The following is a 22,768-nucleotide window of genomic DNA, read 5'->3' on the forward strand; positions in this document are numbered from 1 at the left end:
AGCAGGAAAGTGTCTTACATCAGCCTGTCGATGCGAAATATCACGTCATCGTTTACAAGCTCTTTTCTTTGAAAATCTTGTTCTTCAATAAAGACATACGTCTGAACAATCTGTGCTTTCATATAACCTAAAATCGGTTTTAACTGATTTTCTACAATTAAATAATGTTTTGGTGACCCCGCAGTAACAACGATACCTGCAACTTTATGCTGCAGTCCATTGACCGGCAGCAAATCAAAAATATTTTTAAAATAAATCATCCGTTCGTTATCTTTCCTCAGGTCTCGCGTGAGCCTGTAGTCTTACGCTGATGCTATTCCCCCTGGAGTATAACGGACGGATTTTGTCTACCCTATATAATTCATTTTATTTTCTCATGGCTTTTGTGCCATCCCCTTATATTGTTGCTTTATTAAACGTCATTATCGACAATAATAATATGAGTACTGAAGCTACAACAGTAATCAGCACTGCCGGTAAGACATTGCTCAGTCCCGATTCGCCCGTTAGCAATTCTACATTGGAAGTAATTAAAGACTGCGGAAGATATTCCGCTGCTGCCGGATGAATGCTCAGAATCATGATGATAACCACCCCAAGCAGTGTAAATAATACTCCGAGAAAACTCGTTCTGAAAATCGCTGATGCCAGCATAATTACACTAATCAGAAAAACACCGTAAAGCCATGTCAAAGCGAATGCCCCCCATATATTTTCAAGCTGGTTGTCCCAGTAATACATTGTATATAAGTATGCAGTGACAGCACTTAATACGTAAACAAACGTCCACATCAATGCAGTATATAAAAACTTCACGATTATTACATTGTGCCGCTTCAGCCCTTTAGTTAAGAAGTTTACAAGTGTATTTCTCGTAAATTCATTCGTCAGTATACTGCCCGTAACAACGACTAATATTGGCAATCCCAGCTGGTTCATGTTACCGAAAAATTGAACATATGAATCCATACCTGTAACGGCGGGAAGGTCAAATGAAATACCGGCGTCTTCCATCACCATTGCCATAATATCCGGCATCAGGAGTGCGGTTAGCGGGCTGATAATACCGATAATGATAAACACCGCTAAGAGAACAAACAGTTTGAAATTTCTTACAGACTCCATTATTTCTTTTTTAAACAGCGCGGAAACCTGGTTCATGACGTCACCTCCATATATACATCTTCAAGAGACCTTCTCTCTCTGACTATACTGTCCGGATAAATCTCTTTGTCCTGAAGTATTTTGTATATATTTTTAAGCGGCTGACTCTTCACCGGTATTTAGAATCGCTGACATGCTTAATTTCCATCTCCGCACTGAGCTCTTAACTTCCCCGACAACTCAAGCATAATTCCTTTATCCCCGAGACTCTTATCCAGATTAATTTCTTCTACAACGTTGCCGTTATATAGAATCCCTGCCATATCGAGATTCGTTCCACGTCCGTTAGATATGGGTCGAGAAAATAACCGTCGTTTCCGCCGTAATACGCTTTAGAATATTAGTATTTCACTGCGACCTTTCGGATCCAGAGCACTCGTCGGCTCATCACAAATCAGGAGCTTCGGTTTGTTAATCAGTGCCTGAGCAATGCCGAGACGCTGCTTCATTCCTCTTGAGTACGTATTAATTGTATATGATCGTTATCCATTCCAACCAGTTCAAGCAGCTCCCTTATTCTCGGCTGACGTTCTGCTTTACTGATATTAGTAATTTCCGCACATAATTTTAAATACTCTTCAGCTCTCATATAACCGTAAAATTCAGGCACATCCGGCAGGTAGCCAATATAGCTGTTTGTATCTGTTTTGCCGAAGACAACTTTCTCTCCGCACACTTCAATCTCCCCTGAATCAGGTTTCAACAGCCCCAGTATCATTTTCATTGTTGTCGTTTTACCTGTGCCGTTGTTGCCTATAAATCCGTATATCGTATGTTCTTTAACAACTAAACTCAAATCGTCAATGACTATTTTTCCATTAAACGATTTACTCAGATTATCTATCTTCAATATATTCATATTATCGCCGCTCCAGTACAATATATACCGGACCGATTAAATTCAGAAATACGGCAATAAGTATCCAGCCCGGTTTATTTAATATTTAAACTCCTGCTGTCTGATAATCATGACCAGCGCTGTAATCATCAGTACAGACTGCAGAATTACTAATGGTATTAGAAACGGTAACAATTCAGTTATATCTGTGTTCATATCAGTCTGCCTCCAGGTACAGCTTTAAACTGTGCAATATATTTTTAAATGTAATATCATCTTTATAATCTTTAAATGACTCATTATGTTCTACAGCAGCAATCAGCTGTTCTTTCGCTATTGTTTTATTTACCGGAACTTCTTTCCCTAATTCAAAATCCTCAATCCAGTCATCAATTTCCGAGAAGAAATCATCACCATGCAGATAGTAATCTGCAGACAGATTCTTCACGCTGATTAAAAACTCTTTTAAATAAAACATACTTTTTTCTTTAACATCAGATGTCTTCATTGCTGCAGTAAGATAAAAATTTAATGCTGTGTTTGGATGGAGTTTCTTTAAGTTAAATGCGTGGTCAATTGCTGTTCCTTTACTGATTACTGACTCAATATCATCCTCCATGCCAAAATACATCAGCATCGTTAAGTCACCCATCATAAAAATAACGCTCTCGTAAATTTCAATATGCAGCGCCGACTTCGCCTTTTCCGCTTCACCATTCATTAAATAGGACTGGGCCAGCACTGTTCTTACCGGCAGTTTTGGCAATGTCGATTCCTTCAGCAGTTCAATGACTTCCTTGTGGCTATTCTCTTTTATAAGTAATAACGCTTTGAAAAATATCATCTGTTCTTTTAGATGCAGTGAGTCGGAATTCGATAAAATCCGCTCTATCAGTTCGCCTATACAAGCAATTGTTTCTTCTTTATCCTCAGTCAGACTGAGGTGGTTAACCAGCAACCCGGCCAATGATGTTAAAAATGGATAACAGCTGTAATAACGCTTGGCATAATCTTTAACTTCTTTTAAAACAGCATCGTAATTTTCCGCGCTGAATTTCGCAGCCAAATCAGTATAGATTATTCTAATCTGCTGCTTTGTCAGCCAGGGAGAAAAACCGACCAGCTCATCGATTGAAATATCGAACAGTATCCCGAGCTCTCCTAGATAATTTACTTCCGGCAAAGCATTGCCCCGTTCCCATTTAGACACTGCAGACTTGGAAATATTTAAAAAATCTGCAAGGTCCTGCTGAGTATAACCGATACGTTTTCTATGCCTAAAAATATTTTCACTAATATTTAACTTGTTCATTTTCATCACCCTGATTCCATTGTATAGTGCTACGTAAATATTATGTATTTCTTATTTATATACTATTATCGCCTAAGTCAACCAATGGTTGACTCATTTTCAATTAAAAGAGCAGAAATCCTTTCGAATTTCCGCTTCATTACATTTTTATTTATTTTCGCTCCAGCACAAAATACAGGACAGGTCCGACAATATTAAAAACAACAACAATAATTACCCATGCTGCTCTGTTTAAATATTTAAAACGCCTCTGTTTGACAATCATTGTCAGGGCGGAGATCATTAAAAGCAGCTGGAATATTATTAACGGAATTAGAAATGGCAGCAGTTCCCTAACATTTATAATCATGTTAATCCCCCATTACCGTTATTTAATTATGTAAAATACATTATACATATTTATTACCCGTTATTGGAAATATCATACATAAAACAGCAAAAGGTACAGGAAGCCCTAAGGATTTCTGTACCTCTTTTTTATTTCTTCCACTTCAATTCAACGAGCGGCCGCGTCAGTGCCACCACTGGTCTGCTTGAGAGCAGAATAACTATTAATGCAGACAGCAGTACAAACCAGAATGTTTCATACCAATGGTTATACCACAGTATTTCAAACTCTCTGAACGGCTGAACTATAAAACCGTGCAGCAGATAAACATATAAGGTCTTCTCGCCGATTTTCGTCAGCCAGCCGAAGTCTCCCGACGGTATCAAGCAATCATGCTGATAATTAAGAGTGCCGCAGAATAAATATGAGACGCATCAACCCGCCGCTCATTTCCGCTTCCAGACGCTGATAAGCGACTGCCCCGGACAGCCAGTCCGTATCGAGCGTGACATCCACGTTGATAAAGAGATAAATAAATGCAAACAGCGCTATCATAAAAATAATTCCTGCGATACTCAGGCCTTTGGTTTTTATCAGCTGAACGTGCTCTTTCGTCATAAAGTAGCCCGCTAAAAAGAACGGGAAGAACACTAATGTCCGCGAAAGACTGAGGCCGTATGCTGACAGATCGACGTAGCCTACTGCAATACCGATAAAGACCGCAAGAAGAATACTTGCCACTGCCGGCATTCTTTTAAATAAGACGAGCAGAATGTGCCAGCAGAACAGGCTGATTAAAAACCACATCGCCCATTGCGGGTGCAGTATGCCTTTGTACCATTCCTCGCGCCCGAGCAGAAAATATAATAACGTGTACAGTCCCTGAAACATTAAATAAGGAAGCAGCAGTTTTTTTGCGAGATTTAAAATGTATTTCGGTTTGCCGATTCCCTTGGCGAAGAAGCCTGCCAGCATGATGAACATCGGCATATGGAAAATATATATAAATGCATAAATCGAGTTGATCAGCTGTGAATCTGTCGCAAACGGCTGAATCATATGACCAAACACTACGAGAAAAATTAAAATTAATCTCGCATTATCAAAAAACGGCATGCGGTTCATGATTAGCTTCCTTTCACTTTTTTTACTTTCTTCATTGCGTAATATGTTATAAAATATTTTATCAGAATGAAAGTAATAACTTGTTTTTCCAGTCAGTCGAATAAAAAAACCTCAAATTATGAGATTCTTTAACATATACTATGGTGCTGCCGGTTTTTCACCAGCTTCAAGTGTTTCTTCTATATCTGTGTCTGCCGTCGGTTTTGCGGTTTCAATAACCTCTTCCGCAAGTGCTTTTCTTTGCCCTGACCAGTGAATTAAACGATGCTGATATTTCTTCATCATAAAGCCGGTAATTTTGCCGATAAAGTACGCAGCAATCAATGTACCGACACCAATCGATCCTAAAGACTGGATGAAAACAATACATATTAAACCTGCTGCAAGAACGTTTAGTAAGTCACTGGTGATTTTAGCTTTGCTGAACTGCATATTGAATTTCTCACTGATAACATGTGTGAGCTCATCGTAAGGCATCAGCGGGAATTTCGCGCTGAAATAACCAAGCAGTCCAAGAGAGACTACAAATAAACTTGTAACTAAAAATACTCCGCGCATTACCCATGTTTCAGGAGCCGGAAACACTTGTAAAAGTGCTAACGTAATATCCATCATAAAACCGAATAAGAACGCAATTAAGAGCTGCACGCTCGCTTCTCTTACATTAAATTTTTGCTTAAAATTATTTGAATGATAATAAATAAAACGTTCGCGGCTACCGTCATAATTCCGATAGAAATTCCTGTGGAAAGTGTAAATGCATAAGCTAGTGAAGATACGGGCGAAACGCCCAGATTAGCCTGAATAGAAAAACTGACACCCAGAGAAAGAAAAAACAAACCAAAAATGTATAAACATAAACGTTTAGCAGTGATATTTATGTGGTCTATGAGTATCCTTCCCTTCAAAAATTCTCTATATAACTATACTCCTCTTTTTGCTTTTATTGTTGAAGCGTGCTTTATACTAAAAAACGGAATCTCATTTGAGTGAGATTCCGTCTTTCTTTGCTATCCGAATTTTATCGGTATATTTTTAATCACTCTGTAACCAATCCAGCTGTAGATAAGTGTTAAAGCTATCAGTAGCGCAAAGCCGATATAGACAGTCATGCTGCCCATTGCTCCGAAGTAGTTCAGCAGCTGTTCATTAAATATCAGAATTACCAAGGCTACAATTCCAGATAGTATCGACAGCATGCCTGCCCAGAAGCCTCTGTAAAATGCAGCAGCAATCAGTACGCCCAAGGCCCAGAACAGCAATCCGCTAATGAAGTGGAAAATCAGGTATTCAAATTCTGTTAAAAATCTGAGATCTTCGACAAGAAGATAATCTCCCGCAAACGGTGTGAACGATAGGACGAATGTGATAATTCCAACTATCGCTGTGACAAACACTGCCGTAATCAGTCCGGTAATCATCAGCGATTTATAGAAAGTCTTTCTCGATATTCCCATATTTAAGGCCCATTCTATAAACATCAGTACTGAAAGAATTGCCAGCACAAACAGATATGTCCGGTTAGCCGTCATCCCGAAACCGAAAAATGATGAAAGTCCTTCGCTCGTAAAGATATTCGAGATGATATACAATCAGCAGAATCCCAATATACCAAAATGACCATACCGGAAATACTTATAAATATTTTCGTTGTCTCTTTTAATTTAGTTGTCATCGTCTCACTCCTTATCTTTCTTTTTATCCGTCAGGCTGATAAACATCTCTTGCAATTTCAAGGGAGAGATATCCAAATGCTCATCTTCTGCGATTTCCAATTCTTCCGGTGTCATTGTTCCGAGCACAGTATCAATCTGCAGTGCGCCGAGGAATTTCACGTTAATCACTTGTTTATTTTCCGTAAATTCTCTTACTCGTTCTGCTTTCCCGGCAACGTATAGCCTTTCTCCAGCAGTTCATGTGTCGGTTCCTGCAGCAGAACCTTTCCCTTTGAATCATAATAATTTCATCGAATAAGTGCTCCATCTCTGAAATGATATGCGTCGACAGAATATAATACTCCCTCCCGTTTGCCGCTTCAAGTACTTCGCTGTAGAATATTCACGTGTCGGTGCATCCATACCGTTCGTCACCTCATCAAGATCGTTACTTTTGCTAGCGATGCAAGTCCAAGCGTAGCTGTAACTGCCGCTTGCTGTCCCTGAGATAATGCGCTGTACGCTTTGTCTGTATCAATATCGAATTTTTCAAGCAGCCGGTAAGCGTACTCTTTATCGAAATCGCTGCGGAAAATGGAGCCGGATTCGATATATTCCGTAATTTTATCGTTGTCGGCACTGGTTTCTTTCGGGTTATACAGGAAATTAATGTGCTGCATTACTTCATCATTCTCGTAAACTTTCTTGCCGTCCAATGTGATACTGCCATTCGTTACTTTTCTGTAAGAAGCTATCAGCGACAGCAATGAAGTCTTCCCTGCACCGTTCCTTCCAAGCAGCCCGTAAACTTTACCAGGAATCAGTTCCAAGTTTATATCCGTTAGTATCGTCTCTTTTTTAATTGTTAAAGCTGTGTTTTCTATTTTTAATGTCATTTTTTGTCCCTCCTGTTTACATCGATCATTGTTTGTATATCCTCTTCCGTTAAATCAAGCTTTTTCGCCTCTTCAAGCATCGGTTTTAAATATTCTTCTACGAATCCATCACGTCTTGCTTCCAGCAGTTTGTCCCGTGCACCTTCTGCTACGAACATACCTACACCTCTTTTTTGTATAATACGCCGTTTTCCACAAGTTCAGTGACACCTTTTGAAACAGTTATATGATTCACTTTGAAAAACGTAACAATTTCATTCGTCGACGGCACTTTATCATCCTCAACGAGCGTTTCGTCAATAATCTGATCAGCCAGCCAGTCTCTAATCTGTTCATAAATCGGTTTCTTCTCATTCAGCAGGTTAGACACATCGCAGCCCTCCTTCTATTTCTGTATTCAATTTTATATTTCATTTTTAGTAATCTGGTTATATATCTATGTATATAACTATATAACCCTTAGCGTAATTTGTAAACATTTTGTTTGAAATATTTTATCGAAGCCGGTATTTACGGCGATAAAGAATTCGGATTCCTATGAAACCTCTTGATAGATTTTCTAAACTCTGCGGATTCCTATGAAACCTCTTCATCGATCTTCCAAACCCCACGGATTCCTATGAAACTTCTTCATAGATCTTCCAAACCTCACGGATTCCTATGAAACTTCTTCATAGATTTTCTAAACTTTACGGATTCCTATGCAATCTCTTCATAGATTTTCTAAACCCCACGGATTCCTATGAAATCTCTTCATAGATTTTCTAAACTTTACGGATTCCTATGAAACTTCTTCATAGATTTTCCGATCACAGACTTCACTCCAAACAAAAAAGCCGGGACAATTTGTCCCGGCTTCACGAATAAATACTATAATTTTGCGATTCCGATAATAACAAGTGCCCAGCTGATCAGGAACATTACTCCAATCGGTGTTACTGCACCGAGAATTGAGATGCCTGAGAATGCCAGCACCATAAGTGATCCCGTAAAGAAGACAATCCCTGCTGTCATGAACCATCCGGCTGCAACTAGGAACTGTGCGCCTGTGACCTGAATTAAAATGCCAATCGCGATGAGTCCAAGTGCATGATAAAACTGATACTTCACTGCAGTTTCCCAAACACCAAGGTAGTGTTCACTCAGTTTGCCTTCCAGTAAATGCGCACCGAATGCGCCGCATGCGACTGCGATAAATGCATTGACTGCGCCTAATATAATAAATAATTTCATGTGATTAATTTACCCCGCTTTACTCTCTGTTTTTAATAAAAATAAGATACAGCGAACTTGAATACAGTATAAGACTGAAAATAAACAACCATCCGCCGAACTTTAAGATTTGCACTTCGGGCACATACAAAAGCCCTGCAATAATTAGCGCCAGTGAAGTATACCTCATATATTTCAACGCTTTATTCCACGTTTTTATATGCTCTTCCCGCAGTTTTTTTCTATAAATGCCGAACACAAAAGAAAGAACGAAAAACACTGTACCAACGATGATGAATAATAACATTAGGTGAGACGACCTCCATTAAAAATCAAAAATATCTTTGCCGTTACCGCCATCATCCTCGTCTGCCGCAGTTTTTGCAATAGGCGTACGGTGTATTGTCACATTTCCTTCTAATTTAGCGGCCTCAGGCACCGAGTCTTCATTCTGTGAATCTGACAGCAGCTCAAGCAGCCTCTGCATCGCATATGCATGCTTTTCCACATCGATGCCCGCTTCTATAAAGCTCAGTTCGTTTTTTAATTCCGCAGCAATCCGCTTATTCATGCTGTTCGCTCCAATCTATTGCTCCGCGTCCGACCGACTCCAGGTAGTCATTTGTCTGGCTGAACGGTTTTGATCCGAAGAAGCCTCTGTAAGATGATAAAGGACTCGGATGTACCGACGTAATAACTTTATGCTTATCTGTATCGATTAATTTAATTTTCTGCTGTGCCGGTTTTCCCCACAAGATAAAAACCACATGTTCGTGATTTTCAGAAATCGTGCGGATAATATCATCCGTAAACTGTTCCCAGCCAAGTCCCCGGTGCGAGTTCGCATCACCTGCATCAACGGTAAGCACTGTGTTTAACAGGAGGACCCCCTCCCGCGCCCAGTCCGACAAATTGCCAGTCGTTCTGACAACACCGAGGTCGCTTTCAAGTTCCTTATATATGTTTCTTAGTGACGGCGGGATTTTAATACCTTCATTTACTGAAAATGCGAGTCCGTGCGACTGCCCTTTGCCGTGATACGGATCCTGACCTAAAACTACCACTTTAATGCCGTTGAACGGCGTTAATTTAAATGCAGTGTACACCTCTTCTTCAGGAGGATACACTTCACCTTTTCTGTAGCGTTCATTTAACGTCTGTCTCATCGTTGTAAAATCGTGATTATTTGTAATATCCCGGAAGATTTCTTCCCAGTTTAAATGAGCCATTTTTTAACACACCTCCATACTGAAATTTCATTATATCATCGTTGTAAGCAATGCTCTAGAATTACACGGCTGATTATAGTAAAATGACAATATCTATCAGTAGAATTAGGGGGCAATATTATGACACTTGCAAGAACATTAACTATAGCCGGTACAGATGTGAGCGGAGGCGCTGGAATCGCAGCAGATTTAAAGGCTTTCCAGGAGCACGAAACATACGGCTTCAGTGTATTAACAACTGTAGTATCAATGGAACCTTCAACCTGGTCTCACCGCGTGAGCCCAATCCCAATAGAAGATGTTAAAAATCAGCTCGAAACAGCATTATCTTTAAATCCCGATGTAATTAAAACGGGCATGCTGCCTTCAGAAGAAGTTGTAGAACTTTCAAAGGAAGCATTTTTAAACTCAAACGCGAAACATTTCGTCGTTGACCCGGTCATGGTCTGTAAAGGTGACGATGAAGTTTTAAACCCGGGGCTTGTTGAATCAATGATTGAAAACCTGATTCCGCATGCAACAGTCGTTACGCCGAACTTAGTTGAAGCAGGTCACCTTGCGGGCGTTAAAACACCTCGCACGCTTGATGAAATTAAAAAAGCGGCTAAATTAATTCACGCTAAAGGTGCAAACAACGTTGTCGTTAAAGGCGGCACGGGCATCGAAGGCGATTCGGCTATCGACGTTTTTTACGATGGCAGTGAACTTCATCTTCTTGAATCTAAGAAATTCGATACTGCATTTAACCACGGTGCAGGCTGTACATTCGCCGCATCGATCGCAGCTAACCTCGCCAATGGCAAGGAACCGCTTGAAGCTGTTCAGCTGGCGAAGGCTTTCGTTACCAGCGCAATTAAAAATGGCTGGCAGATGAACGAGCATGTCGGTGTTGTCAGACATGGTGCGTATAATTCAGTCGAAAAAATCGAAGTTGTAGATAAAGTATTGAACTAAGAGATAGCTTGCTATCTCTTTTAATGTGTGACCGATATTATGATTATAGGAGTTTTCTATTCATGGAAATGAAGAAAATAGTAAAGCAGGATGTCCAAAAAGTCTTAACAGCGTACGAAAATACACCCGTCTACCTGCACGTTGAAATTACAAGCGGCATGTATGCCAGTCATTTAGATGATAATGTCTTTAATGCCGGTACATTTCTCCGCAATATTCAAGTGGAATTCATTCATGCGACTATCCGCGGCGGCAACCGCTCAAAAGAGCACCGTGTCGGCTTAAAGCTCGCCAATGGCGGCTGGATTTATGTGCTCGGTTTAACGCATTATATTGAAGGCGACAACGGGGAGTTTATCATGCACGGCTTTAATGCTGAGGGCAAACTCGCTTCAGCACTGGAAATTTCAACACAACCATTCTTTAAGTAGGAGGATCACATGGATTTTTCACAGGAAAATCACGTTCTTGTTGTTTTCCCTCACCCCGATGATGAGGCATTCGGTGTCAGCGGAACAATAATGAAATACAGAGAGAAAAAAGTGCCTGTCACTTATGCATGTCTGACATTTGGCGATATGGGCCGTAACCTTGGTTACCCGCCGTTTGCAACACGCGAATCGCTGCATTCTATCCGCAAAGCCGAAGTCGAAGAATCAGCCCGCATTATGGGCATTGACGATCTCCGCCTGCTCGGCTTCAGAGATAAAACACTCGAATTCGAAGAACATGGTAAACTGAAAGGCGTTATTACCGATTTAATCGATGAACTTGCACCAACGCGAATTATTACATTCTATCCAGGCTACTCAGTGCACCCCGATCACGAGGCCACTGCAGATGCTGTTATAGAATCACTGGCCGATATGCCTAAGGATAAACGTCCGGCGCTTCAGCTCGTCGCGTTTGATAACCGTACTTTCGATGATCTCGGTGAACCGGATATCGTTATTGATATTGACGGCTTTACAGAACGGAAACTGGATGTCATGGCAGCCCATCGTTCACAAACCGGAAAATTGCTCGAAGACCTTGCGGCAGATACACAGCAGGGCGATGATGCAAGGAACCGATGGATGAGATACGAGAACTTTTACAGTTACGAAATTGACTAAGGAGCATTATAAATGGAAGAATTTGACTTGACGACGCGAGAAGGTCGTTTTAAACATTTTGGTTCAGTAGATCCTGTTGAAGGCATTAAACCAAAAAATAAAGAAGATATGGCAGATTTACAAAACTCACGTAAAGACTTCCTTTTTGAAGTCGACTCTGTCGGCATTAATAATTTAACTTACCCTGTAGTTATCGGTGATTTTCAGTCAGTCGGGAATTTCGAGCTGGCAACCAGCCTCGAAAAAGATGAAAAGGGCATCAACATGAGCCGTTTAATCGAATCATTGGAAACTGTAAATAACGGCGGTGTACCGCTCGACTTCGGTACACTAAAAGAACTCCTGTCGAAACTCCGTGACCGCATGAAACAAAACTCAGCAGAATTGACTGTCGACGGCAAATGGTTCTTTAACAAACCATCACCAGGTACAGGATTAAATGCTGTAGCTAATGCAGATGTCATTTACTCAGCAGCATTTGACGGCGAATCATTTACACGCAAACAATTCGGTATGACAGCACAAGTGACTACACTGTGCCCATGCTCAAAAGAAATCAGTGAATACAGCGCACACAACCAGCGCGGCAACGTTAAAGTTTTAATCGATATTGATGACAGTGTTGAACTTCCTGCAACGTATAAAGAAGACCTATACGAAGTACTCGAAATCAATGCATCAAGTCAGCTCTATCCGATTTTAAAACGCACAGACGAGAAAATGGTTACAGAACGCGCATATGAAAACCCCGCTTCGTCGAAGATCTGATCCGTCTAGTTGCATACGACTTAGTCGAACTCGACTGGGTTAAAGGCTTCGAACTCGAATGCCGCAACGAAGAAAGTATCCACCAGCACGACGCATTCAGCCGTTTGAAATATCAGAAATAACTATTGGAGACCGAAACCTTTGAGTTTCGGTTTTTTTGTTGGGGTTGGCCGAATTTCTATGACAGACATTCATCGAATTCCTAAACGCTGCGGGTTTCTATGACAGACATTCATCGAATTCCTAAACGCTGCGGATTTCTATGACAGATATTCATTGAATTCCTAAACGCTGCGGGTTTCTATGACAGACATTCATCGAATTCCTAAACGCTGCGGGTTTCTATGACAGACATTCATCGAATTCCTAAACGCTGCGGGTTTCTATGACAGACATTCATCGAATTCCTAAACGCTGCGGGTTTCTATGACAGACATTCATCGAATTCCTAGGCTAATTCCCACTCAAATCTTCTTGTACACTCTACCTGTTCTTCACTAATCTATCTTTATAACGCTGTGTTTTACGATTAATCTTCAACGCTTCTTCCAAATTATGATACTTCAAAGTATAGGTCGTATAATTACCCTTTTTATTTATATGACAGTGTTTTTGAAAAAAACGATAAATTGTACTTTTATTAACTTCATCGTTGATTAGATAAGTGAAAATACGCTGAGTCATTGGTTGATTATAAAACAAATATTTATAGTCATGCATGGCGCGAAGTAAATGTGAATCATGACTTTCTATAGTTTCACACTCCGCACAAATAAACTGGAATCGTTTCTTTATCAGATTAAAGTTGCCGCATTCACCGCAATATAGACCTCGTCGCAGCTGGTTAATATCTGCAGTCTTCTCAAAATAAGTATTATCCACTACAGAATTTCTAATCGTGTTAGCTATACTTTTAGCTTTATTTTCAAGTCTCTCATTGTAAAATTGTCGAAGATACTTCCTTAAATTATTACGCACAATTGTTTCTTGCCAAATACGCTGATCTTCAGAAGTTAATCTGAAATCATCACTTGTAAATATTAATGCCGCTTCCACTTTTACGTGTAAGTCCGCATCATCCATCAAATTCATTAATTTCCCTTTAGCTCTGTCCAGCTGTGCGAAGGCATTATCATTAATTGGTTTATTATTTCTGAACCACCTGTTACTCTCATACCGGTAATCTCCCGTATAATTTTTAATTTCATTAATAACCACCCTGTTTTCAGAAATGATTATCGTATCATATTGAGTATCTGTATTTCCTATCTTAAGATAAACATCTCTAATCACATAAATATTCTCGTGACCAACTTCATCTAAAATCTGATCATACTGACACTCTCCTTCATAACCTTTCTTTATCATTTCTTTTTCGTGTTTCTCCTGTTTGCTGAGCTCTTTTCTAAAAGACAGTGAATTGTAATATAAAAGCTCAAGCGGCATACTTCGTTTATTTAAAAACATTTAAGTTCCTCCTTTAATATAAAAAGTACCTCTTATCCTATATATACGAGAAAATGGCATTTTTTTTAAAAAAGTTACTTTAAATCAATTTTTGTAAAACTGGCGGTAATATTACACAAACGTGGTTACTTTTGGATTTTAATGGATGTTGAATTTCTCCGATTTGTATATAAATATTTATAGATACTTGATATATTAAAAGATTAGGGTGCTATAAGATGAAGCGGATGCTGTGCGTAATCCCGCTCATACGACCACACCAAAAATCTGCCCAAACGCCAAAAAAATTCCCCTCCGAGTCCGCTTATCACGGTCCCGAAAGGGAGTTCTTTTTTGTTTAGCTCGTAATCTCAAGTTCTTGAAAAAAGTCTTAAGCATCGCACGGCATTCTTCCTCGAGCACCCCGCTCACCACATCCGCGCGGTGGTTAAAGCGCGGTTCGTCCAACAGGTTCATCAGACTGTCGACGGTGCCGCCTTTAGGGTCCGGCGCGCCGTAGACTACCAGCGGCACCCGCGACATTATTATCGCGCCGGAGCACATGACACATGGTTCCAGCGTGACGTATAGTGTGCAGTCTTCCAGCCGGAATGAACCGACCGCTTCTGCTGCTGCCTGGATAGCGAGCAGTTCTGCATGGGTTACGGGATCCTGTGTAGTTTCCCTGAGGTTATGCGCCCGGCTGATAATTTCTCCGTCTTTCACGACAACTGCGCCGATGGGCACTTCGCCCAATGCTTCTGCTTTTTTTGCTTCTTCAATCGCAGCTTTCATAAATATTTCATGCATCGAGAAGAAACTTCCCATCCGCATCGTATAAGTCTGTTATGCTGTCGACAATCTGATCGGCACCGTTTAAATGTTCGAGCTGTCCGGTACCGCTCACACCGATAGTGTACAAACCTTCATCGTAGCCGAGCATTGTATCAGCAGCATTGTCACCGATCATTACGAGATTTTCAACTGCATATTGGTGTTTATCGATAAAGTCTTTAATAAAACCGAATTGCGGTTTGTAATAGTCGTTGTCATCGCCGCAAATCACGTCAAATATGTACGGCTCGAGCTCGAACTTTTCAACAAATCTCAGTGTCGAGTCCCTGCTGTCGCTCGTGACAATTACGTTTTTATAGCCGTTATTTAAACCATGCTGAAGCACAGTTTTAACACCATCGATGAGCTCCATATCGTCAGCTAGCATCTGGAGATTGGATTCGTAAAAATCCTTCGCCCATTCTCCGCCGCCCTCTTTGAACGATTCAAATACTTTATGGATATCGCTGCCGGTTCCTGAAGCAACTGTCGAGTTCGCTTTAATTTCTCCGTCGATATAGCCCAGCGCCTCGGCAACTTCCGATTTTATGTCATGTGCCTTAAAATCTTCGACAAACGCATCTATGCTTTTTTTAGCATATGGTGTCCACAGCTTATGAAAATCTAACAGTGTCCCATCCTTATCGTATAAAAGTATACGGTCCATTAGTCACCCTCCACGAACCGGACGGGACATTTACTTAAATTCCCGCCTGGTTCTTCTCCTGTATCGCTTCTATCATTGTATCAGTCATCTTGTCCAAATCAAAAGTTGCTGTAAAGTCCCACTGGCGTTTTGCTTCGGATGCATCAATGCTGTCCGGCCAGCTCTCTGCAATGCCTTGTCTGACAGGATCAACGTCGTAGTCAAGTTTGAAGTCAGGATAATGACGGCGGATTGATGCTGCCACCATTTCCGGCTCCAGACTCATATTCGTGACATTAAACGCATTACGGTTTTCGAGTTTCTCTCCATCCACTTCCATCAGGTCAATAATCGCTTGAATCGCGTCGTCCATGTACATCATGTCCATAAACGTATCTTTGCCGATAAATGAAGTGTACTTGCCGTTTTTAACCGCTTCGAAGTAAATTTCTACAGCATAGTCCGTCGTGCCGCCGCCTGGTTCTCTTACGTGTGAGATTAAACCTGGAAAACGTACGCCGCGCGTGTCCACGCCGAATTTCTCAAAGTAGTAATCGCACAGTAGTTCTCCCGATACTTTATTGACACCGTAGATCGTTGTCGGACGCTGAATTGTCGTCTGCGGTGTATTTACTTTCGGCGTCTCCGGACCAAATGCACCGATGGAACTTGGTGTAAAGAACTGCATATTAAGAGTGCGTGCTGTTTCAAGTGCGTTAACCAGCCCGCCCATATTAATATTCCATGCAAGCATCGGATCTTTTTCACATGTTGCACTAAGCAGTGCTGCCAGGTGCATAATTGTGTCCGCCTTAAATTCTTTTGCCGTCTGTTCCATTGCTTTGTAGTCTGTAACATCTAAAATTTCGAAGGCCTTGCCTTCAAGCGGTGAATTCACAGGTTCTTTAATATCAGTCGGCAGAACGTTGTCCTCACCATAAATTTCTCTTAATTTAACGGTTAACTCTGTCCCAATTTGCCCGAGCGCCCCTGTAACTATAATTCGTTCCATGATTGTTTCCCCTTATTCGAAAAGTTTATGTTTTAGTTAATAATTCCCATTTCACGGCCGACTTTAGCGTAAATTTCAAGCGCTTTGTCGAGCATTTCTTTCGTGTGCGCCGCTGTCGGCATGTTTCTTACGCGTCCCGTACCTTTAGGCACTGTCGGGAAGACGATTGATTTTGCATAGACGCCTTCTTCTTTCAGACGTTTTGAAAATTCCTGAGCTTTTTTCTCGTCACCAATAATACAAGGTGTAATCGGTGTTTCTGACTTGCCGATTTCAAAGCCTAAATCTTTCAGACCGGCTTTAAGATAATCACCGTTTTCCCAAAGTTTATCGTGCAGTTCAGTTGAAGCCATTAAAGTTTTAACCGCTTCAGTAATTGCTTTCGTATCCCCCGGCGTTAACGACGTCGAGAATAAAAATGGACGCGCTGCAACTTTCAGGTAATCGATTAAATCCTGTGACCCGGCAACATAACCGCCGACAACACCGATTGCTTTCGATAAAGTACCCATTTGAAGATCGATTTCTTTTTCAAGACCGAAATGTTTAACTGTGCCGGCCCCTTTGCCCATTACACCTGAACCGTGCGCGTCATCGACATATGTGATTAAGTCGAATTCTTTTGCGATCTCGACGATTTCAGGAAGTTTCGCAACATCGCCGTCCATTGAGAATACACCGTCTGTGATGTACATTACTTTTTTATAGAGCCCTGATTCCACTGCTTCTTTTGCTTTGGCACGGAGATCATCCATATCAGAATGGTTTACACGGATAATTTTAGCTCTAGATAAACGGCACCCGTCGATAATTGACGCATGGTTTAATTCATCAGATAAAATCGCATCTTCTTTATTCATGACACCTTGAATTGCTGCCATATTACAGTTGAAACCTGATTGGAAAGCAACTGCTGCTTCAGTCCCTTTGAATTCTGCAAGCTTGTTTTCCAGTTCCACGTGAAGATCCAGTGTACCGTTGATTGTACGTACGGCACCCGCACCGACACCATGTGATTTAATTGCTTCTATTGCTGCTGCTTTTATTTTTCATCCGTAGCAATACTAATAGTTATTCGAAGATAGTTAATTAAGCTCTTGCCAGCTACTGGAATTTCAGGACCGTTTGCGCCTTCTACTACATCTATTTTCATTGTATAAGCCGTTGTCTTTCAAATACCTAAGTTCGAGAACTGTTTCTAAGTGACTATACTCCCCTCCTACTTTGTATTTTATCATATAAGCGCTTTCTTTGAACGATATCCAATAGTTTATATTGTTGTATTTCTCACTTTTGAGCGATTATATTTTAACTGGGGCGCGCTCTGATATATGATAGAAAATAGTTATGGAGGTTCAATCATGAGCATAAAGATATCGCAGCAGCAAAACTTCCCGAGATGGTTACAAACAGAAGACATATGCACATGCATCCGGAAGTATCATTTACAGAGAAAGAAACGTACCAGTTTATTTTAGGTAAGCTGAAGCAGCATCCTGAATTAAACATTCGTGAAAACGTCGGCAGAAACGATGAAAACGAAGGTGCCGGTATCGTTGCTTCTATTGGCTCAGGCAGCCCGCATATTGCTGTGCGCGCTGATTTTGACGCACTCCCGATTGAAGACCAAAAAGATGTCCCTTATAAATCTCAAAATCCCGGGGCTATGCACGCTTGCGGTCACGATGGTCATACGAGTACCCTTTTAGGTCTTGTGGACGCTGTGGTGGCTAATAAGGACAATTTAAGCGGTACTGTATCCTTTATCTTCCAGTACGGTGAAGAAGAACAGCCGGGAGGGCCAAGGCTATGGTTGAGGACAATGCCCTCGAAGGTGTCGATAAAGTATACGGTCAGCATTACTGGAGCCAGTTTGATACGCATGAAGTTCAGACAACTCCAGGCGCAATGATAGCAAGCCCCGACGGTTTCTACATTACGCTCCAAGGTTCCGGCGGACATGCCGCTTATCCCGATTTAACGGTCGATCCAATTGTCATCGCTGCAGAACTGATTACCAACCTGCAGACTGCAGTATCCCGTCAGATTTCACCGATTGAAAATGCTGTCGTTACTGTCGGCAGTGTGCGCGGCGGAGATGCGTTCAATGTTATTCCCGATACTGTTAAAATCATCGGCACCGTACGCACTTTCAAACAGGAAGTAAAAGAAAAAATATATGAAATATTTAAAAACGAAGTGGAATACACTACTAAAAAACGCGGTGCGACTGCCGATATGAAATATACATTCGGCTACCCCGCTGTAATAAATCACGAAGAAGAAGCTCAGGTAATTGAAGAAGCCGCAAAAGATCTCGGCCTGCCTTTTAAAGAAGCAGATCCTTTAATGATCGGTGAGGATTTCTCTTATTATATTTTAGATAAGCCCGGTGCGTTTTTCTATACGGGTACAGGGAACGAGGACAAGAAAAACACCTGCACACCATACTGATATGTTTGATATCGATGAAGATGCAATGGAAACCGCACTGATGATGTTTATGAAAATCTTAGAAAAAGAAGCGGTGATTAAATGGATGTAAAGTCAATTGAATCAGCCGTGAATAAACAGTTCGGCGAAATGGTGCAGCTGCGCAGACATCTGCACATGTATCCTGAGCTGTCGTTTAAGGAAATTCATACCCCTGCTTATATCGCAGATTACCTGCGCAGTCTAGGCATCGAAGTACAAGAAGGCGTCGGCGGGCGCGGCGTGGTCGGCAGACTGATTATTGATGAGTCGCTGCCGACAGTCGCACTAAGAGCAGATTTCGACGCACTGCCGATTCAGGATTTAAAAGATACACCTTATAAATCAACAGTTCCCGGTGTGATGCATGCTTGCGGTCACGATGCTCATACAGCAATTGTACTTACTGCCGCTAAGATTTTAAGCGGTATGAAGGAGGAACTGAAAGGCAATATCGTCTTTATTCATCAGCACGCAGAAGAAGTTGATCCGGGCGGCGCAATTCAAATGATTGCAGACGGCTGTCTCGACGGCGTAGACGCTATTTTCGGCCAGCACGTCTCAACGTCTTTAGACGTCGGCAAGATCGGCTATAAGTACGGTACAGCAACGGGGATACCCGATGACTTTACAATTACTTTAAAAGGCCGGGGCGGCCACGCCTCACGTCCGCATGACACAATCGATCCCGTCGCCGCAGGCATTGCGCTCTGCAATCAGCTTCAGTACGCTGTGACAAGACGCACGAATGCAATGGATTCTGTCGTGTTATCAATAACGATGTTCAATGCCGGCAATCAGCATAATGTTATTCCGGATGAAGTGACGATCGGCGGAACAATCCGCACATTTAATCACGACATGCAGGACCTGATGATTAAAGAACTCAACCGGACGCTTGAAGGGCTCGTTACAACGACCCGCGTCTCGTATACCCTCGATTATATGAAAGGCTACCCGCCTGTAGTCAACGATGATGAAATGACCGATATCGTTGTCGAAAGTGCCGGCAGAATTTCGACTGTTAATGAAACAATCAGACTTGAACCGGACCTCGGCGGCGAAGATTTTTCTTATTATCTGCAGCGTGTTCCGGGCACATTCTTTTATACAGGTGTTAAAAACTCAAGTTTTAAAGCAGATTTCCCTCACCACCACGCCCACTTTGATATCGATGAAAAAGGGATGGTCAACGCAGTAAACGTTATGCTGGAATCTGTATTTACATATTTAGAAAAGGAGTCCCGATAATGGATATAAAACAACTAATAAATGAACACTATGATTCTATGGTGGAACTTCGCAGATATAGCATCAGCATCCTGAATATCCTTCCAGGAAATGAATACAAAAAAATGGATTTACGACCAGATAAAAGATCTCGGTCTGGATATCAGGCAGGATGTCGGAGGTAATGGTATCGTTGCACGCCTGCAGGTCAATGACGATTTTGACACGGTGGCACTGCGTGCGGATTTTTTGCACTGCCGATTCACGATGAAAAAGACGTTCCGTACAAATCAAAAACTCCCGTAATCTGCAGCGGACGACGCACATACAGCTATGCTGATTACGATGGCTAAAATTTTATCGGCTCATAAAGAAGAATTGCCGGTCAACGTTGTATTCTTACATCAGCATGCTGAAGCTGCTGCCGGCGGTGCGAAAGCAATGATTGAAGACGGTGCGCTCGCAAACGTTGATTATGTATTCGGTACTCACGTTTCAACTAAATTCCCGGTCGGAACGATTAAATATAACTACGATATCTATGTATGCGAACGCAGACTCGTTTAAAATCACTGTAAACGGACTCGGCGGCCATGGTGCGACACCGCAGGTCACTCATGACCCGATTATCGCCTCTGCGTCACTGATTCAGCAAATACAGACAATTGTGTCCCGTTCTGTGAGTCCTCTGGATTCAGCAGTAGTGACACTCGGCGCATATAATGCCGGGACAGTATTTAATGTTATTCCCAAGGCCGAGCTTAAAGGCACATTCAGAACTTATACACAGGAAGTAAGATATAGTAGCCAAGCGTCTTGAACAGAGCTTAGGCATCAGTGCAAGTTTCAATGTTAATGCTGACCTTGAAATTATGTACGGCTATCCGTCAATGAAAAACGATCACGCCCTTCTCGACTACGTTGTTGATAACGTCAGGGAAGATGCGGCATTCGTTTCAGGTGTTGAAGAAGTCGGTCCTGCAATGGGCGGAGAAGATTTCTCCTACTTTATCCAGGAAAAACCGGGCTGCTATTTCTACACCGGTGTCAGCAACAGCGAGAAAAAAGCTGATATCCCGCATCATCATCCGATGTTCGATATCGATGAGGACGGCATGAAGACCGGCGTTGAAACTCTCTTGAAAGCAGTTGTAAATTTCGATAAAAGATAACATTAAAAATAAACAAAAAAAGAGCTGAGATAAAATCTCAGCTCTTTTATTATAGTTATAACAATTCAAAATTATTATTTTTGGATTGAAGTTACAACGCCTGATCCTACAGTACGTCCACCTTCGCGGATTGAGAAACGAGTACCGTCTTCAATAGCGATTGGTGAAATAAGTTCTACTGTCATTTCAATGTTGTCACCAGGCATAACCATTTCAGTTCCTTCTGGTAAGTTACATACGCCAGTTACGTCCGTTGTACGGAAGTAGAACTGCGGGCGGTAGTTAGTGAAGAATGGAGTGTGACGTCCACCCTCTTCTTTTGAAAGCACATAAACATCAGCAGTGAAGTCTGTGTGCGGTGTGATTGATCCTGGAGCAGCTAAAACCTGTCCACGCTGGATGTCTTCACGTGCAACACCACGTAAAAGAGCACCGATGTTGTCACCAGCTTCAGCGTAATCAAGAAGCTTACGGAACATTTCTACACCTGTAACAGTTGTTTTCTTAGATTCAGTGATACCGATGATTTCGATTTCTTCGCCGACTTTAACTTGTCCACGCTCAACACGTCCTGTAGCAACAGTACCACGGCCAGTGATTGAGAATACATCCTCAACAGGCATCATGAATGGCTTGTCAGAATCGCGTTCCGGAGTAGGGATGTACTCGTCAACAGCGTCCATAAGATCAAGAATTTTTTGTTCGTACTCTTCGTCGCCTTCAAGAGCTTTAAGAGCTGAACCAGAGATTACTGGAAGGTCGTCGCCAGGGAAGTCATACTCAGAAAGTAATTCACGAACTTCCATTTCAACTAATTCAAGTAATTCTTCGTCGTCTACCATGTCAACTTTGTTTAAGAATACAACAAGTGCAGGTACACCTACGTTACGTGAAAGCAGGATGTGCTCACGAGTTTGTGGCATTGGGCCATCAGCAGCAGATACTACTAAGATTCCGCCGTCCATTTGTGCAGCACCAGTGATCATGTTTTTAACATAGTCAGCGTGTCCTGGGCAGTCTACGTGTGCGTAGTGACGTTTTTCAGTTTCGTACTCGATGTGAGACGTGTTAATTGTAATACCACGCTCTTTTTCTTCAGGTGCGTTGTCTACCATGTCGTAGCTTTGTGCTTCTCCGCCACCGTGTTTAGATAATACAGTCGCAATAGCAGCTGTTAAAGTTGTTTTACCGTGGTCAACGTGACCAATAGTACCAATGTTGGCATGCGTTTTAGAACGGTCAAATTTTTCTTTACCCATTGTAAAATACCTCTCCTTATATAGAACATTATTTTTTATTTAAAATTCGAAAACGGGATATACCCGTCTCGAAGTCTTTCTTACAACACTTATATAGCATT

30 protein-coding genes and 5 pseudogenes are annotated in these 22,768 nt (G+C 41.6%); 10 read left to right on the top strand and 25 right to left on the bottom strand.

The window, feature by feature from the left end; genetic code table 11:
• Positions 1-14: 14 nt before the first annotated feature.
• From G4D76_RS06790 to G4D76_RS06870, 19 genes and pseudogenes are all read right to left on the bottom strand, one after another.
• Positions 15-248, bottom strand: a pseudogene (locus G4D76_RS06790) (NADPH-dependent FMN reductase); the annotation flags it as partial.
• Between the two features lie 148 nt (positions 249-396).
• Entirely contained in the window at positions 397-1,161 is a 765-nt protein-coding gene (locus G4D76_RS06795; RefSeq protein WP_213810911.1) for an ABC transporter permease, read from the bottom strand.
• 140 nt (positions 1,162-1,301) lie between these two features.
• The gene (locus G4D76_RS15900) at positions 1,302-1,427 is read right to left on the bottom strand and encodes a hypothetical protein (RefSeq protein WP_256440545.1); all 126 of its coding nucleotides are present in this window, start codon (positions 1,425-1,427) and stop codon (positions 1,302-1,304) included.
• A gap of 69 nt (positions 1,428-1,496) precedes the next feature.
• A complete protein-coding gene (locus G4D76_RS14895; protein WP_250130256.1) occupies positions 1,497-1,613 on the bottom strand; it encodes an ATP-binding cassette domain-containing protein in 117 nt (38 codons plus the stop codon).
• Positions 1,610-2,023, bottom strand: a complete 414-nt coding sequence (locus tag G4D76_RS06805; protein ID WP_213810912.1) for an ATP-binding cassette domain-containing protein — start codon at positions 2,021-2,023, stop codon at positions 1,610-1,612. The genes G4D76_RS14895 and G4D76_RS06805 overlap by 4 nt, the downstream gene beginning before the upstream one ends.
• Before the next feature lie 196 nt (positions 2,024-2,219).
• Entirely contained in the window at positions 2,220-3,314 is a 1,095-nt protein-coding gene (locus tag G4D76_RS06810) for a helix-turn-helix domain-containing protein (protein WP_026858931.1), read from the bottom strand.
• A 151-nt stretch (positions 3,315-3,465) separates the two neighbouring features.
• Entirely contained in the window at positions 3,466-3,663 is a 198-nt protein-coding gene (locus G4D76_RS06815; RefSeq protein WP_035785192.1) for a PLDc N-terminal domain-containing protein, read from the bottom strand.
• A 128-nt stretch (positions 3,664-3,791) separates the two neighbouring features.
• Positions 3,792-4,028, bottom strand: coding sequence for a hypothetical protein (locus G4D76_RS06820; RefSeq protein ID WP_213810913.1), 237 nt, complete (start codon positions 4,026-4,028; stop codon positions 3,792-3,794).
• Positions 4,029-4,044: 16 nt separating this feature from the next.
• Positions 4,045-4,767 carry an acyltransferase family protein gene (locus G4D76_RS06825; protein WP_213810914.1) on the bottom strand — a complete coding sequence of 241 codons (723 nt, stop codon included), beginning with the start codon at positions 4,765-4,767 and terminating at the stop codon, positions 4,045-4,047.
• Positions 4,768-4,905: 138 nt separating this feature from the next.
• Positions 4,906-5,657, bottom strand: a pseudogene (locus tag G4D76_RS06830) (YitT family protein).
• Positions 5,658-5,777: 120 nt separating this feature from the next.
• A complete protein-coding gene (locus G4D76_RS06835) occupies positions 5,778-6,359 on the bottom strand; it encodes a Sec62 family protein translocation protein (protein ID WP_213810915.1) in 582 nt (193 codons plus the stop codon).
• An 87-nt stretch (positions 6,360-6,446) separates the two neighbouring features.
• Positions 6,447-6,611: a hypothetical protein gene (locus tag G4D76_RS06840; RefSeq protein WP_213810916.1), complete on the bottom strand. Its 165-nt coding sequence runs from the start codon at positions 6,609-6,611 to the stop codon at positions 6,447-6,449.
• 242 nt (positions 6,612-6,853) lie between these two features.
• A complete protein-coding gene (locus G4D76_RS06845) occupies positions 6,854-7,318 on the bottom strand; it encodes an ATP-binding cassette domain-containing protein (RefSeq protein ID WP_213810917.1) in 465 nt (154 codons plus the stop codon).
• Positions 7,315-7,476 carry a hypothetical protein gene (locus tag G4D76_RS16805; protein ID WP_371814636.1) on the bottom strand — a complete coding sequence of 54 codons (162 nt, stop codon included), beginning with the start codon at positions 7,474-7,476 and terminating at the stop codon, positions 7,315-7,317. Before G4D76_RS16805 ends, G4D76_RS06845 begins: the two co-directional genes overlap by 4 nt.
• 2 nt (positions 7,477-7,478) lie before the next feature.
• A complete protein-coding gene (locus G4D76_RS16810; RefSeq protein ID WP_371814637.1) occupies positions 7,479-7,688 on the bottom strand; it encodes a GntR family transcriptional regulator in 210 nt (69 codons plus the stop codon).
• A 500-nt stretch (positions 7,689-8,188) separates the two neighbouring features.
• Positions 8,189-8,551, bottom strand: coding sequence for a DUF423 domain-containing protein (locus G4D76_RS06855; protein WP_213810918.1), 363 nt, complete (start codon positions 8,549-8,551; stop codon positions 8,189-8,191).
• 19 nt (positions 8,552-8,570) lie between these two features.
• Positions 8,571-8,837, bottom strand: coding sequence for a DUF423 domain-containing protein (locus tag G4D76_RS16815; RefSeq protein WP_026858938.1), 267 nt, complete (start codon positions 8,835-8,837; stop codon positions 8,571-8,573).
• Positions 8,838-8,855: 18 nt separating this feature from the next.
• Positions 8,856-9,101: a hypothetical protein gene (locus G4D76_RS06865; protein ID WP_026858939.1), complete on the bottom strand. Its 246-nt coding sequence runs from the start codon at positions 9,099-9,101 to the stop codon at positions 8,856-8,858.
• Entirely contained in the window at positions 9,094-9,759 is a 666-nt protein-coding gene (locus G4D76_RS06870) for a uracil-DNA glycosylase (RefSeq protein ID WP_213810919.1), read from the bottom strand. Before G4D76_RS06870 ends, G4D76_RS06865 begins: the two co-directional genes overlap by 8 nt.
• 120 nt (positions 9,760-9,879) lie before the next feature.
• Here G4D76_RS06870 and thiD point away from each other — a divergent pair, with 120 nt between their 5' ends.
• From thiD to folE2, 4 genes and pseudogenes are all read left to right on the top strand, one after another.
• Positions 9,880-10,713 carry a bifunctional hydroxymethylpyrimidine kinase/phosphomethylpyrimidine kinase gene (gene thiD, locus G4D76_RS06875; RefSeq protein WP_213810920.1) on the top strand — a complete coding sequence of 278 codons (834 nt, stop codon included), beginning with the start codon at positions 9,880-9,882 and terminating at the stop codon, positions 10,711-10,713.
• A gap of 68 nt (positions 10,714-10,781) precedes the next feature.
• Positions 10,782-11,144 (top strand): DUF1806 family protein, encoded by a 363-nt coding sequence (locus G4D76_RS06880; RefSeq protein WP_213811007.1) that lies wholly within the window; start codon positions 10,782-10,784, stop codon positions 11,142-11,144.
• A gap of 9 nt (positions 11,145-11,153) precedes the next feature.
• Positions 11,154-11,828, top strand: a complete 675-nt coding sequence (bshB2, locus tag G4D76_RS06885; RefSeq protein ID WP_213810921.1) for a bacillithiol biosynthesis deacetylase BshB2 — start codon at positions 11,154-11,156, stop codon at positions 11,826-11,828.
• 12 nt (positions 11,829-11,840) lie between these two features.
• Positions 11,841-12,718, top strand: a pseudogene (gene folE2 / locus G4D76_RS06890) (GTP cyclohydrolase FolE2).
• 361 nt (positions 12,719-13,079) lie between these two features.
• On the opposite strand, the gene G4D76_RS06895 reads toward folE2, so the two are convergent.
• The 5 genes and pseudogenes from G4D76_RS06895 to G4D76_RS06915 form a co-directional block, all read right to left on the bottom strand.
• Entirely contained in the window at positions 13,080-14,063 is a 984-nt protein-coding gene (locus tag G4D76_RS06895) for a nuclease-related domain-containing protein (RefSeq protein WP_213810922.1), read from the bottom strand.
• Positions 14,064-14,309: 246 nt separating this feature from the next.
• Positions 14,310-14,852 (bottom strand): tRNA adenosine(34) deaminase TadA, encoded by a 543-nt coding sequence (gene tadA, locus G4D76_RS06900; RefSeq protein WP_213810923.1) that lies wholly within the window; start codon positions 14,850-14,852, stop codon positions 14,310-14,312.
• On the bottom strand, positions 14,845-15,543 hold the full coding sequence (locus G4D76_RS06905; RefSeq protein ID WP_213810924.1) for an HAD family hydrolase: 699 nt from the start codon (positions 15,541-15,543) through the stop codon (positions 14,845-14,847). The genes tadA and G4D76_RS06905 overlap by 8 nt, the downstream gene beginning before the upstream one ends.
• 34 nt (positions 15,544-15,577) lie before the next feature.
• Positions 15,578-16,534, bottom strand: a complete 957-nt coding sequence (locus tag G4D76_RS06910) for an NAD-dependent epimerase/dehydratase family protein (protein WP_026860150.1) — start codon at positions 16,532-16,534, stop codon at positions 15,578-15,580.
• A gap of 32 nt (positions 16,535-16,566) precedes the next feature.
• Positions 16,567-17,772 (bottom strand): annotated as a pseudogene (locus tag G4D76_RS06915) (glycine C-acetyltransferase).
• A gap of 188 nt (positions 17,773-17,960) precedes the next feature.
• On the opposite strand from G4D76_RS06915, the pseudogene G4D76_RS06920 reads away from it, so the two are divergent.
• The 6 genes and pseudogenes from G4D76_RS06920 (at position 17,961) to G4D76_RS06945 (ending at position 21,408) form a co-directional block, all read left to right on the top strand.
• Positions 17,961-18,988, top strand: a pseudogene (locus G4D76_RS06920) (M20 family metallopeptidase).
• Positions 18,989-19,069: 81 nt separating this feature from the next.
• Positions 19,070-20,257 carry an amidohydrolase gene (locus G4D76_RS06925; protein ID WP_026860147.1) on the top strand — a complete coding sequence of 396 codons (1,188 nt, stop codon included), beginning with the start codon at positions 19,070-19,072 and terminating at the stop codon, positions 20,255-20,257.
• Positions 20,258-20,347: 90 nt separating this feature from the next.
• The gene (locus G4D76_RS06930) at positions 20,348-20,542 is read left to right on the top strand and encodes a hypothetical protein (RefSeq protein WP_213810925.1); all 195 of its coding nucleotides are present in this window, start codon (positions 20,348-20,350) and stop codon (positions 20,540-20,542) included.
• A 27-nt stretch (positions 20,543-20,569) separates the two neighbouring features.
• Positions 20,570-20,803: a M20/M25/M40 family metallo-hydrolase gene (locus G4D76_RS06935; protein WP_213810926.1), complete on the top strand. Its 234-nt coding sequence runs from the start codon at positions 20,570-20,572 to the stop codon at positions 20,801-20,803.
• Positions 20,778-21,056, top strand: coding sequence for a peptidase dimerization domain-containing protein (locus G4D76_RS06940; protein WP_213810927.1), 279 nt, complete (start codon positions 20,778-20,780; stop codon positions 21,054-21,056). The genes G4D76_RS06935 and G4D76_RS06940 overlap by 26 nt, the downstream gene beginning before the upstream one ends.
• Positions 21,057-21,069: 13 nt before the next feature.
• Positions 21,070-21,408, top strand: a complete 339-nt coding sequence (locus G4D76_RS06945) for a M20/M25/M40 family metallo-hydrolase (RefSeq protein WP_371814662.1) — start codon at positions 21,070-21,072, stop codon at positions 21,406-21,408.
• 74 nt (positions 21,409-21,482) lie between these two features.
• Here the strand turns inward: G4D76_RS06945 and tuf are convergent, their stop codons facing one another.
• Positions 21,483-22,667 carry an elongation factor Tu gene (gene tuf, locus G4D76_RS06950; RefSeq protein WP_026860145.1) on the bottom strand — a complete coding sequence of 395 codons (1,185 nt, stop codon included), beginning with the start codon at positions 22,665-22,667 and terminating at the stop codon, positions 21,483-21,485.
• Between the last annotated feature and the right edge of the window lie 101 nt (positions 22,668-22,768).

Origin of the sequence: Jeotgalicoccus sp. WY2 (assembly GCF_018437745.1) — a bacterium.
GTDB lineage: Bacteria > Bacillota > Bacilli > Staphylococcales > Salinicoccaceae > Jeotgalicoccus > Jeotgalicoccus psychrophilus.

Coding starts and splice junctions, on each gene's coding strand:
- G4D76_RS06795 (WP_213810911.1), bottom strand. CDS start 1,161: ATGAACCAGGTTTCCGCGCTGTTTAAAAAAGAAATAATGGAGTCTGTA.
- G4D76_RS15900 (WP_256440545.1), bottom strand. CDS start 1,427: ATGGCAGGGATTCTATATAACGGCAACGTTGTAGAAGAAATTAATCTG.
- G4D76_RS14895 (WP_250130256.1), bottom strand. CDS start 1,613: ATGAAGCAGCGTCTCGGCATTGCTCAGGCACTGATTAACAAACCGAAG.
- G4D76_RS06805 (WP_213810912.1), bottom strand. CDS start 2,023: ATGAATATATTGAAGATAGATAATCTGAGTAAATCGTTTAATGGAAAA.
- G4D76_RS06810 (WP_026858931.1), bottom strand. CDS start 3,314: ATGAACAAGTTAAATATTAGTGAAAATATTTTTAGGCATAGAAAACGT.
- G4D76_RS06815 (WP_035785192.1), bottom strand. CDS start 3,663: ATGATTATAAATGTTAGGGAACTGCTGCCATTTCTAATTCCGTTAATA.
- G4D76_RS06825 (WP_213810914.1), bottom strand. CDS start 4,767: ATGAACCGCATGCCGTTTTTTGATAATGCGAGATTAATTTTAATTTTT.
- G4D76_RS06845 (WP_213810917.1), bottom strand. CDS start 7,318: ATGACATTAAAAATAGAAAACACAGCTTTAACAATTAAAAAAGAGACG.
- G4D76_RS16805 (WP_371814636.1), bottom strand. CDS start 7,476: ATGTTCGTAGCAGAAGGTGCACGGGACAAACTGCTGGAAGCAAGACGT.
- G4D76_RS06855 (WP_213810918.1), bottom strand. CDS start 8,551: ATGAAATTATTTATTATATTAGGCGCAGTCAATGCATTTATCGCAGTC.
- G4D76_RS16815 (WP_026858938.1), bottom strand. CDS start 8,837: ATGTTATTATTCATCATCGTTGGTACAGTGTTTTTCGTTCTTTCTTTT.
- G4D76_RS06865 (WP_026858939.1), bottom strand. CDS start 9,101: ATGAATAAGCGGATTGCTGCGGAATTAAAAAACGAACTGAGCTTTATA.
- G4D76_RS06870 (WP_213810919.1), bottom strand. CDS start 9,759: ATGGCTCATTTAAACTGGGAAGAAATCTTCCGGGATATTACAAATAAT.
- thiD (WP_213810920.1), top strand. CDS start 9,880: ATGACACTTGCAAGAACATTAACTATAGCCGGTACAGATGTGAGCGGA.
- G4D76_RS06880 (WP_213811007.1), top strand. CDS start 10,782: ATGAAGAAAATAGTAAAGCAGGATGTCCAAAAAGTCTTAACAGCGTAC.
- bshB2 (WP_213810921.1), top strand. CDS start 11,154: ATGGATTTTTCACAGGAAAATCACGTTCTTGTTGTTTTCCCTCACCCC.
- G4D76_RS06895 (WP_213810922.1), bottom strand. CDS start 14,063: ATGTTTTTAAATAAACGAAGTATGCCGCTTGAGCTTTTATATTACAAT.
- tadA (WP_213810923.1), bottom strand. CDS start 14,852: ATGCATGAAATATTTATGAAAGCTGCGATTGAAGAAGCAAAAAAAGCA.
- G4D76_RS06905 (WP_213810924.1), bottom strand. CDS start 15,543: ATGGACCGTATACTTTTATACGATAAGGATGGGACACTGTTAGATTTT.
- G4D76_RS06910 (WP_026860150.1), bottom strand. CDS start 16,534: ATGGAACGAATTATAGTTACAGGGGCGCTCGGGCAAATTGGGACAGAG.
- G4D76_RS06925 (WP_026860147.1), top strand. CDS start 19,070: ATGGATGTAAAGTCAATTGAATCAGCCGTGAATAAACAGTTCGGCGAA.
- G4D76_RS06930 (WP_213810925.1), top strand. CDS start 20,348: ATGAATACAAAAAAATGGATTTACGACCAGATAAAAGATCTCGGTCTG.
- G4D76_RS06935 (WP_213810926.1), top strand. CDS start 20,570: ATGCTGATTACGATGGCTAAAATTTTATCGGCTCATAAAGAAGAATTG.
- G4D76_RS06940 (WP_213810927.1), top strand. CDS start 20,778: ATGTATGCGAACGCAGACTCGTTTAAAATCACTGTAAACGGACTCGGC.
- tuf (WP_026860145.1), bottom strand. CDS start 22,667: ATGGGTAAAGAAAAATTTGACCGTTCTAAAACGCATGCCAACATTGGT.